The following is an 11,932-nucleotide window of genomic DNA, read 5'->3' on the forward strand; positions in this document are numbered from 1 at the left end:
TGGAATCAAAACGAATTTGCCTCACCTTGCCCCATAGAATGATTGCTTTTTTTACATAAGCACAGTGGGAGCAACGCGATTTTGTGAAAATTCTGCGTTCAAGGCAGGAGGCAGGAGGCAGGGGGCAGGAGGTGTATAATGATGTAATTTCTCCCAACTTCCTACTTCAAACTTTTTGCGTCATGAGTTACAGAGAACAATTTATTTGGCAGCGTGGTGTCAAGCTTGCCATTAACTGCTACCGACTTACCGAAAAATTCCCAAAATCTGAACTTTACGGATTAACTAGCCAGATTAGACGCTCGGCAGTTTCCGTGCCATCAAATATAGCTGAAGGTTATGGAAGACGGACGCAGAACGAATATATTCAATTTTTACACATTGCTTTAGGTTCGCTTCGAGAACTTGATACTCAATTGATTATTTCTAAGGAAGTCGGATTAGCATCGCCTGAACTATTTACTCCTGTTTTGGAAGAAGTCGATAGGTTTCAAGGAATTTTAGTATCAAGCATTCAAAAGATTAAGTCTTAAAACTCTTCTATCTCTTGCCTCCTGCCTCCTGCCTCCTGCCCTCTGCCTCCTGCCTCACCTCACAAAATCGCATCGCTCCCAGCACAGTTATGGTAATCCGAATATTATGTGTTTTAGCTGGATCTCATCTTCTGACCATTGGCCTATACTGGTTGCTGTTAGCTTTCCCTTTGGCCTTTTCCCTGTTGTCTGAATAAATGTTTGCTGCTTCCAATCAATTACTCTGGTCTATGATTGGCTTACTCCTAACAATGGGTGGCACGTTCCTAGAAGCCTATGGAACTAATTTTCCTTGGAGTTGGGGTCAGCAAGGAATTAAAACCCTGTCTTTAGGTGTTAGCTATCAAATAGGAGCCGTGCTGCTAGTAGGTTGTTTAGGAGGTAAAAGTGCTGGTGCGCTTTCTCAGATTGCTTATTTAGTGATGGGATTAACTTTGTTACCTGTATTTGCTGAAGGAGGCGGTATTGGTTATGTTAAACTATCTCAGTTTGGCTATTTACTAGGCTTTATTCCCGGAGCTTGGATTTGTGGCTATTTTGCCTTTAAAGCTAGACCTCGCTTAGAAATGCTGGCTTTTAGTTGTTTTTGTGGATTGTTAACAGTCCACATTTGCGGTATTGCTTATTTAATGATTAGCTATCTTTTTCCCTGGAAAGTTGCAGATAATCTGCCTTTAATGGAAGCAATCCTGAAATACTCTTGGTGTTCACTGCCAGGTCAACTAGTTGTAGTTTGTGCTGTCACCATAGTAGCCTATGTGCTACGACATATAATGTTTTACTAGTTATTAGTTCAGTAGTCAATGACTAGTGACTAATGACTAATAATTAATGATTAATTCATCATGCGTTTAAAAAATTACTTGTTTTGGATTGCTGCCTTTTTAGCTTTTTTTCTAGATCAATTGACAAAGTTATGGGTAGTGAAAACTTTTTCTTTCGGACAAACACTACCATTAATCCCAGGTATATTTCATTTTACTTATGTTACTAATACAGGTGCAGCCTTTAGTTTATTGAGTGGAAAAGTAGAGTGGTTGCGATGGCTCTCGTTAGGCGTAAGTCTAGTATTGATAGCTATTGCATCATTTGGACCTATGTTAAGTTTTTGGGATCAATTGGGGTATGGCTTGATTTTAGGTGGAGCTATAGGTAATGGAATTGATAGATTTTATTTAGGATATGTGGTTGATTTTATAGATTTTCGCCTGATTAACTTTGCTGTGTTTAATATGGCAGATTCTTTTATTAGTATTGGTATTGTTTGCCTTTTAATTGCTTCTTTGCAACAAACATCTACCTCAAGTAACAGATTCCGATAATGAGATAAGTAGGTGGGCGTGAATATTTATCGTTAGGGTGTTGATGTTCTAACCACCCTATCTGTTGCTATATAAACAAAGAAACCTGGAGGTTAAGCATCCCCAGGCTACCAAATAAATGAAAGCTTTATTTATTAAATTTCAATGCACCAACTGAATATTACCTATAAAGTACCCTGAGAAGGAGCTTTTAATATCTCATTACTAGGAACTTGCATAGGTGAACTTGCATCCGGTTCCGTACTACTATTGGGTGTATCTGATTTTGGTAAAATCATACTTCCTGGTGCTGGAGTTAAGTTAGTAGAATTACCAGAATCAGGAGCAGTGGGAATTGCTGGTAATGTACCACTTTCAGCAGGAGTTGTTGCTGGTTCTGCTGTGCTTTCAGGACTAGTAGTGCTTTCAGCAGGAGTTGTTGCTGGTTCTGCTGTGCTAGTGGGAATGGAAGAATTAAGTGGTGTACCACCGGGACAACGGGAATTGAGAGGAAACCGTTCGCACAGAATTTTCATCCCTAGTGGTGACATTTTGATTTCCGTTGGTGAATTAGTAGATGAACTACTAGATTCTTCGGCTACAGGGGATTGACTGGACTCAGCCATAGCAACATTTGTAGTCAGCACCAATGTCAGGGCTGTACCAATCAGAGTCAGAAATTTTCCCTTCATTCGGAAATTCACCTCAAGGTCAACGGAACACTTCGCCAATTAAATCAAACTATTAATTAGCAAAAATCTCTCTAAAGGAAGATGTAAAATTACTTAAGAAGTGGTAGATGGATTCAGCGGCAGTTAAATTTAAACATTTAGTTCATTGAAGATTAGTTTCTAGGAATACAAAGGGAAATAAAGTAATTGTCCTTGTAGAGATAGTTTTTTGAGCTAGAATAGGCATTCAGTAATAAAGATAGAAATTTTTCCGTTCGTAAACTAGTAGGAAAAATCACCAAATATTTTTGTTTGCTAAACAGAAAATAGGTGTTAGATTAAACTAACAAAATTCCGTACAGTCAATTTATTTATAGCTTGTGAGTAAAATGGTGACAGACTAGCATTAAAATTACGATTCGCCCGATTATTCACTAACAGCGTGTGATGTGATATAGCCGATGAGTTCCCCGCAACCGCCTCAAAAGCCACAAACCTTTCTTGGTCAACTGACACAAGCCGTAAATACTATTCAAGCTAGGGTTGATTTTTCTAAACTAGCGCTCAAGCCCAATGCTAAAGTACCAGAACTCTGGGTGCAGGATGCGGGGGCAGATAAAGCGGAAATATATCCGCTGTTGGGCGATCGCTATATTCTAGGTCGTAGTTCCAAATCTGCTGATATCGTTGTCCGCAACCCCGTTGTCAGTCAAATTCACCTATCACTGTCACGGGATTCTAGCCAAAGGACTCCAATTTTCACCATCAAAGATGAAAATTCCACCAATGGGATTTATATTGGCAAGCGGCGAGTCACTTCTCTAGAACTTCGTCACGGAGATACTTTTACCTTAGGTCCACCAGAACTAGCCGCTTCCGTGCGGTTGCAATACGTCGATCCTCCAGCCTGGTATGTAAAAGCTGCAACGTGGGGGATATATGGTATTGGTGGTGTCAGTGCCTTATTTGCTTTAGTCATTGGTGTTGAGTGGCTGAAATTTTCCGTTAGCCCCCTACCAACAGCTACTCGCGCCCCGGTAGTTGTTTACGCCCGTGATGGTTCCACTCCACTCCGTGAACCTAGAAATATTGCTCACGTAGACCTGAAAAAGTTATCAGATTTTGGGCCTTATTTAGCAGCTGCTGTGGTAGCTTCCGAGGATAGTCGTTATTATTGGCACTTTGGGGTAGATCCTTTAGGGGTATTGCGAGCCGTACTGATTAATAGTCGTAGCGGTGATGTTCAACAAGGGGCTAGTACAGTTACTCAGCAGGTTGCCCGTAGTTTATTCCGCGATTATGTAGGTAGACAAGATTCATTAGAGCGGAAATTGCGGGAAGCAGTAGTTGCCCTAAAACTAGAAACTTTTTACAGCAAAGATGATATTTTGCTGACTTACTTAAATCGTGTATTTTTGGGGGCAGATACTTCCGGTTTTGAAGATGCAGCTAAATATTACTTTGAAAAGTCAGCTAAAGAATTAACTCTCTCAGAAGCAGCAACTTTAGTCGGAATTTTACCTGCTCCCAATGCCTTTGATTTTTGTGGGGATGGTCCGAAGAAACTAGGGGCAGCTGATTACCGTAATCGCGTGATTAAGCGACTACTAGAAATGGGGAAAATTTCCACAGAAGAAGCTAACCGAGCTAGACGCTCTACTGTCCAAGTCAGCCCTAAAGTCTGTGAACGACAAGCTAATACTATTGCCCCTTACTTTTACAGTTATGTTTTTCAAGAACTAGAAACGATTTTGGGAGAAGGAGCCGCAAGAGAGGGTAACTATATCATCGAAACCCAACTTGACCCAAAAATTCAAGCACAAGCCGAAACTGCCCTGCGGAATTCAGTCAGTAGTGCTGGTTCAAGTTTTCGTTTTTCTCAAGGGGGAATGGTAACTCTCGACTCCAAAACGGGAGGTATATTGGCAATGGTAGGGGGAACTGATTACAGAAAAAGCCAATTTAATCGTGCTGTTCAAGCTAAAAGACAACCAGGTTCCACTTTCAAGATTTTTGCTTACACCGCTGCCATTGAACAGGGGATATCACCATCAAGGAGTTATTCTTGCGCTCCTTTAACTTGGCAAGGATTTACCTACAGACCTTGCCGTGCTGGTGCTGGTGGTAGTTTAGATATAGCGACTGGTTTGGCTCTTTCAGAAAACCCCATCGCTCTGCGGGTTGCTAGAGAAATTGGGTTGAATAAAGTAGTAGATATGGCGCAGCGTTTGGGGGTTAAATCTTCACTTGACCCCGTTCCTGGCTTGGTATTGGGTCAAAGTGTAGTCAATGTTTTAGAAATGACTGGTGCTTTTGGAGCTATTGGTAATCGTGGAGTGTGGAATCCTCCCCATGCTATTAGTCGAATTCTAGACAGCAGTGATTGTCAAGATCGTCAGGATTTAAAAACTTGCCGTGTTATCTACTCCTTCGACCAAGATCCAAATGGTAATAAGCGAGTTCTGAAAACAGAAGTTGCTAATGAGATGATTGATTTAATGCGTGGGGTAGTTACCAGGGGTACTGGTCGCAGTGCAGCCCTTGGACTGGGTGAAGGGGGCAAAACCGGGACAACGGATAAAAACGTTGACTTGTGGTTTATTGGTTTTATTCCCAGTCGTCAGCTTGTAACTGGTATTTGGCTAGGAAATGACAATAATTCCCCCACATCTGGTAGTAGCGCTCAAGCCGCCCAGTTATGGGGAAATTATATGGGTAAAATCACCAAATAAATTCAGAATTCATAATTGCAGATAAATTACGAATTACGAATTACGTTCGCGTAGCGTGCCGTAGGCATTATTACGAATTACGAATTATTACCTGTATCCTTCCCAAGGGGTAACTTCTAGTGTGCCGTTAGGCTTAAATACCACTTGGAAGTGACCAAGAGCTTCTTTATTGTTGGGAGCAGCCACATTTGAGCCGTAAACTGACTGGAACATCTGTGGTAGGGGTGTTTCCCGAAAATAGTCAAAGGCTACTTGGTTGAGTGGTTCATAGTCAGCAATGACACCATCTTTGTTAACCGCCACCCGATATTTCAAATCTGAGGTAAATGTAGGTGTTACACTCCAATTTTGGCGGATCATTCCATAGAGCTTTTGGTTTAGGTCTTTGATTTTTTGGGAGTCAGTGATTTTTTTGCCGATTACTTCCGGTTTTTTAGTGTATCCCAGCCAAGGACTGACTTCTAAAACACCTTGTTTATTAAAGACTACTCGAAATTGAGCAATACGTTCGTTAGTGATGCGGCGGTTAGCAGGATTGTAAAGTAGATTTGGCAGTGGTGTTTTTTGGACTGCGTTATTTGAAGCTTTGTTGACAGCTTTATAACCGATAATACTACCATCGGCAGCCACACCTAAACGAAAGATCAAATCTTCTTTGATTTCAGAACGATTATTCCAAACTGGATGAATTTGATTATAAACTTGGCGATTTAATGCACGTAGTTGGGAGGGGTCAGTAATTTCTGGTACTGAACTCAGAAGTGCTTCTAAATCTCTAATTATCGGTGTGGGTGAGGCTTCAGGTGTAGGTGATGCTGAGGCTTCAGGTGTAGGGGTGGCTGTGGGTGTTGTCGCGCTGGACTGTTCCTCTGGCTTCGGTTCTGGTGGACGTACTTGAGGAGGAGGAATTAAGCTAAAAGCGATCGCCGCAATAGCCAAACTTGATACTCCCACAGTCGCGGGTACTGCTTGCTTGAGCAAGACTTGACTAGCACCACCATAGCGTCTAGTTACTGGTTGCAGTTCTAGTGATAACTCTGGTAATGTTTGAGTATCAGCAAAAAACTGATCTACTGCCTCCACTAAATCAAACAATTGCACAGTATTCAAATCTATTTGAATAGATGGGTGTTTACCATTATTAGAGTTAGAGTCAAAACCCTCTGTGTCAATTTCTGAATTTACAATCAATCTATGTCGGTTGTTGTCAATTTTTTGCAACTCCACTAGCTCCGACTCATGGTTGTGGGCTTGGGGGTTGGATACGTTACTTAAAACTTCTTGAGCATAGGCACTTACAGCCCTCACCAAACTTTCAAAAAATTCCCGCCCTCCGGCTATGGGCTGAGTATAACTAGATAAATAGCATTCCGCATTTACCAATATAGATAGTTCTGGGCGGAGTTCTTGAAATTGGGCAGATAATGTGACATCACTTAACCCTTCTAAGAGCAGCGTGCAATTAGGTAAACTGTACTTACGTTGAATATTCATTCCACTTCACCGTCAAAAAGAGAAATCCAGAAACGCTGCATTCCAGCTGTACCGGTGCAGAATAGTAATTTTCCTAATAAATCTATAGCCAATTCATCTAATTTTTCATCAGAGTTTAATGTCAGTGAAATAGAACGTCTGGCATTCATCCGGCTTTTGAAATGCGCTTTAAACCGCTCTAGGTAATTAGCTAACCGCAAATTTTGTTCTAGTGGAATCTGCTTTTCGGACAATTGCTGATATATCATCAGTAGCTGGCGGATGACAACTGTTAAGCGCCGTGCTATGTAGCAAGTGATGACTACTAGTGCTTTTGCTTCCAGAATGTCTAATGGTCTGCGGATATGCGCTCGTCGTAGGGGGTTAGAGCTACGCATTCGCCATAAGTTGACTCGATCTTTAATAATTCCTTTGAGGTCTAACTCTTGGGCAAAAGACAAGATAGCTTCAGAACCCCCTAATTCTAAAGCTTCTATTGCCAGTAACATCAGGTCTATTTGTAACGTAGTTCGGCGAGGACATCCCTTGGGAGCGATCGCCGGATCTGGTAAAGTATCCAGAATCATCGGCATGGCTTCAGGAGTTGGACTATTGAACGGCGTTAAACTTGCGGAGACATTCATTCTATAAAATACCTTGTACTATTCCAATAAACTGAGTCGAACAAAATTTAAGATATATGGCTAAACCATAACTTAGGCTTGTGGTGATGGCATGAGCAGCCCAATATATACAATACTTACTCTTGTTACTCAAAGGTTTCCGTATACTGTAATGAAAGTTTTAGCGCATCAGTTGACCTACCTTTTGTTAGTAGTAGAGATATATCTCTAGCTTGGTTTAAATTCTCAGTTATCGTCAATGGCTTACGAAACAGAATTCCTCGTCTCCAGCGTATGACATTATAGTGTACGATTTTTCAGGTATCTGAAATTGGCGACTAAAGGCTAGAAACAACTAGTCAGACAAGAAATATATTTTTTCTCCATTGCCTGTTCCCTGACAACTAACAACTGCACAAATATGGATTTAAAGTCTCTGATTCGTGACATACCAGATTTTCCTAAGCCGGGAATTTTATTTCGGGATATTACCACCTTATTGCGTGATCCAGATGGTTTACGCTACACCATTGATTTTTTAACACAAAAATGCCTTGAATCCGACCTCAAGGCTGATTGTGTCGTGGGGATGGAATCTCGTGGGTTCATTTTTGCTGCCCCTCTGGCTTATCAATTAGGTGCTGGTTTTATTCCCGTGCGTAAAAAAGGAAAGTTACCAGCAGCAGTTCACAGAATTGAGTATGAACTAGAGTATGGTACAGATAGTTTGGAAGTACATCAGGATGCAATACATCCAGGTAGTAAAGTTTTGATTGTCGATGATCTGATTGCTACGGGTGGGACTGCAAGCGCTACAGCAAAGTTGCTACAAAAAATTGGCTGCGAACTTGTGGGGTTTGGGTTTATCATCGAGTTACGGGATTTACAAGGGCGAAAACATCTGCCAGATGTACCAATCATATCTGTGGTTGAATATTAGTCATTGGTCATTGGTTTTCAAGAAATGACGACAATTGGCAAATTATGACTTCTATCAAAATTTCACTGGATACAGGTCGAGATTGGCTAATTAAGCTAATCACAAATGAAACTTTTATTTATGTGATCAAACGGTTGCTACAGGCGCTGTTGACGATTTTTTTAGCGTCGGCTTTGTCGTTCTTTATTATGAAGTTGTCACCGGGTGATTACGTAGATACACTGCGACAAAACCCGAAGATTTCCCCGGAACGGATTGAGGAAATACGCCGACAATTTGGTTTAGATAAGTCTTGGCCTGAGCAATTTTACCTGTGGTTGAGGCGAATTTTGACTAAGGGTGATTTTGGGACAAGTTTTGTTTATCAGCGCTCAGTAGGGTCGCTGTTGCTGGAAAGAGTACCAGCGACTTTGTTGTTAGCGATCGCTTCTTTAATTACAACATGGGCGATCGCTATTCCTTTGGGTATTCTCGCTGCTGTCAAGCAAAATCGCAGGACTGATAAGGTTTTGCAGGTAATTAGCTATGCGGGACAAGGGTTTCCGAGTTTTATTACGGCCTTATTTTTATTATTCTTCGCCCAAGTAACTACCCCACTGTTTCCGGTGGGTAACATGACTAGTATCGATCACACTGAACTGACATGGCTGGGTAAGATATTAGATACTGCTTGGCACATGATTTTACCGTTAATTGCCCTGAGTATTACCAGTTTTGCCGGGTTGCAACGGATTATGCGCGGTCAATTACTGGATGTATTGCGTCAAGATTATATCCAAACTGCCCGTGCTAAAGGACTTCCAGAAAATCGGGTGATATATGTTCATGCTTTGCGTAATGCTATCAACCCCTTAATTACTTTATTGGGTTTTGAATTAGCAAGTTTATTAAGCGGTGCATTTATTACCGAAAATTTCTTTAATTGGCCAGGTTTAGGAAAATTGACTTTACAAGCTGTTTTAGCTAAAGACCAATATTTAGTCATGGCCAGTTTGGTGATGAGTGCAGTGTTGTTGATTATTGGGAATCTAATTGCTGATTTAATGTTAAAAGCAGCAGATCCACGAATTAAATTAGAAGACTTGAATTAATCTTTGAGAATAGGAAACTTACCAATTAGCAATTACCTATGCTTTCTGAAAATTATTATATTGTGCGATCGCAAACCAATGGACGTTATCTCACCGCACATCCCAAACCTGACGCTTCAGTTTATCTATTACTGTTTAAAGAAAATTTTGATGCCCTGAGTTATCTAAATACTCATGCAGGAGAATTAGCAAACCGCTTTGCTGTAGAGTCTCTTCCTGGAACACAGATAAAAAACTTGCTGAAACGTTGGGGTTTTTCTGGTGTGGGAATTGTCAAAGATACTTTGTTACCAAATGTGGAGTTTTTGGAAAACATTTAAAGAATTCAGCATCTAAAACTCCTACATTTTGTGAGGGTAATCTCCACTATTAAAAAATGCTCATAATTGTGATTATGCCAGCACTAGTTAAAATGATTAAAATACCCATAACTATAGATTGACCCAAGCTATTTGGTAGTTTTGTATTATTCATTTCTAGTAAAATCCTTGTGTTTTAAAGCTTAGGTTAAGAATAGCATTATCAATATAAATAGCTTTGCAAATCCAGGTAAAACTTAAAATCGCTTAAACTTTCTTAGTATATGATTAATTTTCGCTCACAGTTAATTTATACTAGGATTTACTCATTGACAATTAAGGTGAAATGTGTTTTATCTAAAAACCAGATATTCCGTAGGGGTTTAGCATTGCTAACCCCCTAAAATACTGGTCTATTTAAGATCCAAATAATTGTGGATCAAAGCTCGAAACGACCGATTTTGGTGAATCATACTATGGTTAATTTGTACAGTGCGTAATTTCTATACACCTGCATTAAGTAACAGACCTTGGTCTAGGTTGTAGTAAGACCCGTACATAATAATTACCTACTTTCTGAGCAGAATATGTACCTTGATAAGATAAAATAAAGTTTCATAAAGGTAAAAAAATTTTTCTCATGACAGTTTCCACAGCTTTTGACTTAGATCGATTAAATCAGCAATTTGAAACCGCTACCCCCAAACAAATCCTTGCTTGGTCTATCGAGAACGTCCCCACAGGACTGGTGCAAACTAGCGCATTTAACGTAGATGACTTGGTAATTACTCATATTCTCTATACTGAACTCAAACATCCAGTTCCTGTCATCTTTCTCGATACCCTCTACCACTTCCCTCAAACCTTGGAACTTGTAGCCAAAGCTAAAGAAATCTATAACCTAGATTTGCAAACTTATAAAACTCCAGATGTAGACACCCGTGAAGCCTTTGCTGCTAAGTTTGGTGAAGCACTGTGGGATAAAGATATTGCTCAATTCCACAACATTACAAAAATTGAACCACTGTTACGGGGATTAGACGAACTGAAAACTACAGCTTGGATTACAGGTCGTCGTCGTGACCAAGCTGTAACCCGTGCGAATATGCCCATATTTGAATTAGATAATCTGGGCAGACTAAAAGTAAATCCAATTGCTGCTTGGACACGCAAAGACAGTTGGGCTTATGTAGCTGAACATGGAGTAATTTACAATCCTCTTCATGACCAAGGTTATCCCAGTATTGGTGATGAACCTATTACCACTAAAGTGGCTGACGGTGAAGACGAACGCGCTGGACGTTGGCGGGGAAGTGAAAAAACTGAATGTGGAATTCACATTTAGTCATTAGTCAAAGTAGGGTGTGTTAGCGACAGCGTAACGCACCTTAAATTTATGTATTTTATTTAATTTGTCTGAATCAGGATGTGCAGGATTTAAGGATTTACAGGATGTTGTTTAATTGTGGTTACACACTACTACAAATTATAAAATCATTGCTATTTTGACCTTAATTTTTTTCGTTCAGTTAGTCTATCTTCGTTATTCATTTGCAATAATTTAACTGTTGTTCTTCCTTCAGGAGTTAAACCAACTAAAACCACTTCTGAAAACATAAAATGTGATTTCCATTCCTGGTTACGTGGGTTAAATAAAAAGCTAAAATTTCCTGTTTCTGGGTCAAATGAACCTAAATCACTACCTTTATATCGGTTACAACGCCAACAAGTGAGAGCTAAATTATCAGCATTAGTTTCACCCCCATGCTTTTCTGCAATAATATGGTCAATTTCATGGTGAAAAAATGCGACTTGTGCAGGTAGTAAACAATATTCACATTGACGTTCTGCACGTTCTTCTACTAACCTGCGAAGTGCAGCCGGAATATAGGATATACTCACAGGTTATTACTTAAATAAGATAAATTACCAGCTTTAATCATGACAATTAAGTGTTCAATACGTTCATACTCATCGAGTTCTTTTGACTCTGTGGGTGTGAGTGTACCTGCTTGACTGCGTGCGAGTAAGGTACTTAACCTATCTTGCATTTCTGGTGTGGGTTTAAATTCTGCTATTTGTTCAGGTGTGGGGTTACTCGCAAGAAAATTAAGAATATACTTGTAAATTGTTGTTAGTATAAGGGGTTGTTGAAGACTCAAAGCAAGTAGTTCTGGTAAGTTATCTATCCCTATTTGTGCTATTTGTTGAGATAATTCTTCTGATATGTCTAGGGTAATTTTGGGCATGGTATATTTTTCCAAACTCT

The 11,932-nt window shown here is 40.1% G+C and carries 13 protein-coding genes; 8 read left to right on the plus strand and 5 right to left on the minus strand.

The window, feature by feature from the left end; all coding sequences use genetic code 11:
• The first annotated feature begins 182 nt into the window (after nucleotides 1-182).
• The 3 genes from ANA7108_RS0114540 to lspA all read left to right on the plus strand — a co-directional run bounded on the left by ANA7108_RS0114540 (nucleotide 183) and on the right by lspA (nucleotide 1,855).
• Nucleotides 183-533: a four helix bundle protein gene (locus ANA7108_RS0114540; RefSeq protein ID WP_026103962.1), complete on the plus strand. Its 351-nt coding sequence runs from the start codon at nucleotides 183-185 to the stop codon at nucleotides 531-533.
• Between the two features lie 197 nt (nucleotides 534-730).
• On the plus strand, nucleotides 731-1,318 hold the full coding sequence (locus ANA7108_RS0114545; protein WP_016951527.1) for a biotin transporter BioY: 588 nt from the start codon (nucleotides 731-733) through the stop codon (nucleotides 1,316-1,318).
• Nucleotides 1,319-1,378: 60 nt separating this feature from the next.
• Nucleotides 1,379-1,855, plus strand: a complete 477-nt coding sequence (gene lspA, locus ANA7108_RS0114550) for a signal peptidase II (RefSeq protein WP_016951528.1) — start codon at nucleotides 1,379-1,381, stop codon at nucleotides 1,853-1,855.
• A 164-nt stretch (nucleotides 1,856-2,019) separates the two neighbouring features.
• Here the strand turns inward: lspA and ANA7108_RS0114555 are convergent, their stop codons facing one another.
• Nucleotides 2,020-2,526 (minus strand): hypothetical protein, encoded by a 507-nt coding sequence (locus tag ANA7108_RS0114555; RefSeq protein ID WP_016951529.1) that lies wholly within the window; start codon nucleotides 2,524-2,526, stop codon nucleotides 2,020-2,022.
• Nucleotides 2,527-2,966: 440 nt separating this feature from the next.
• Between ANA7108_RS0114555 and ANA7108_RS0114560 the strand changes: the two genes are divergently transcribed.
• Nucleotides 2,967-5,237, plus strand: coding sequence for a transglycosylase domain-containing protein (locus ANA7108_RS0114560; protein WP_016951530.1), 2,271 nt, complete (start codon nucleotides 2,967-2,969; stop codon nucleotides 5,235-5,237).
• Nucleotides 5,238-5,324: 87 nt separating this feature from the next.
• Here ANA7108_RS0114560 and ANA7108_RS0114565 read toward each other — a convergent pair whose 3' ends face one another.
• Both ANA7108_RS0114565 and ANA7108_RS0114570 read right to left on the minus strand, forming a co-directional pair.
• Complete coding sequence (locus tag ANA7108_RS0114565) at nucleotides 5,325-6,731, minus strand: DUF4335 domain-containing protein (RefSeq protein ID WP_016951531.1); 1,407 nt, start codon at nucleotides 6,729-6,731, stop codon at nucleotides 5,325-5,327.
• Nucleotides 6,728-7,354: a DUF3038 domain-containing protein gene (locus tag ANA7108_RS0114570; RefSeq protein ID WP_026104199.1), complete on the minus strand. Its 627-nt coding sequence runs from the start codon at nucleotides 7,352-7,354 to the stop codon at nucleotides 6,728-6,730. The genes ANA7108_RS0114565 and ANA7108_RS0114570 overlap by 4 nt, the downstream gene beginning before the upstream one ends.
• Nucleotides 7,355-7,754: 400 nt before the next feature.
• Between ANA7108_RS0114570 and ANA7108_RS0114575 the strand changes: the two genes are divergently transcribed.
• The 4 genes from ANA7108_RS0114575 (at nucleotide 7,755) to cysH (ending at nucleotide 11,008) form a co-directional block, all read left to right on the plus strand.
• Entirely contained in the window at nucleotides 7,755-8,273 is a 519-nt protein-coding gene (locus ANA7108_RS0114575; protein ID WP_016951533.1) for an adenine phosphoribosyltransferase, read from the plus strand.
• A gap of 44 nt (nucleotides 8,274-8,317) precedes the next feature.
• Nucleotides 8,318-9,364 carry an ABC transporter permease gene (locus ANA7108_RS0114580; RefSeq protein ID WP_016951534.1) on the plus strand — a complete coding sequence of 349 codons (1,047 nt, stop codon included), beginning with the start codon at nucleotides 8,318-8,320 and terminating at the stop codon, nucleotides 9,362-9,364.
• Nucleotides 9,365-9,402: 38 nt separating this feature from the next.
• Nucleotides 9,403-9,684: a hypothetical protein gene (locus tag ANA7108_RS0114585; protein WP_016951535.1), complete on the plus strand. Its 282-nt coding sequence runs from the start codon at nucleotides 9,403-9,405 to the stop codon at nucleotides 9,682-9,684.
• A gap of 619 nt (nucleotides 9,685-10,303) precedes the next feature.
• Nucleotides 10,304-11,008 (plus strand): phosphoadenosine phosphosulfate reductase, encoded by a 705-nt coding sequence (gene cysH, locus ANA7108_RS0114590; protein WP_016951536.1) that lies wholly within the window; start codon nucleotides 10,304-10,306, stop codon nucleotides 11,006-11,008.
• Between the two features lie 155 nt (nucleotides 11,009-11,163).
• Here cysH and ANA7108_RS0114595 read toward each other — a convergent pair whose 3' ends face one another.
• Nucleotides 11,164-11,565, minus strand: coding sequence for an HNH endonuclease (locus tag ANA7108_RS0114595; protein ID WP_016951537.1), 402 nt, complete (start codon nucleotides 11,563-11,565; stop codon nucleotides 11,164-11,166).
• Nucleotides 11,562-11,912, minus strand: coding sequence for a hypothetical protein (locus ANA7108_RS0114600; RefSeq protein ID WP_016951538.1), 351 nt, complete (start codon nucleotides 11,910-11,912; stop codon nucleotides 11,562-11,564). The genes ANA7108_RS0114595 and ANA7108_RS0114600 overlap by 4 nt, the downstream gene beginning before the upstream one ends.
• Nucleotides 11,913-11,932: the final 20 nt, after the last annotated feature.

This window comes from Anabaena sp. PCC 7108 (assembly GCF_000332135.1).
In the GTDB taxonomy this organism is placed as follows: domain Bacteria; phylum Cyanobacteriota; class Cyanobacteriia; order Cyanobacteriales; family Nostocaceae; genus Anabaena.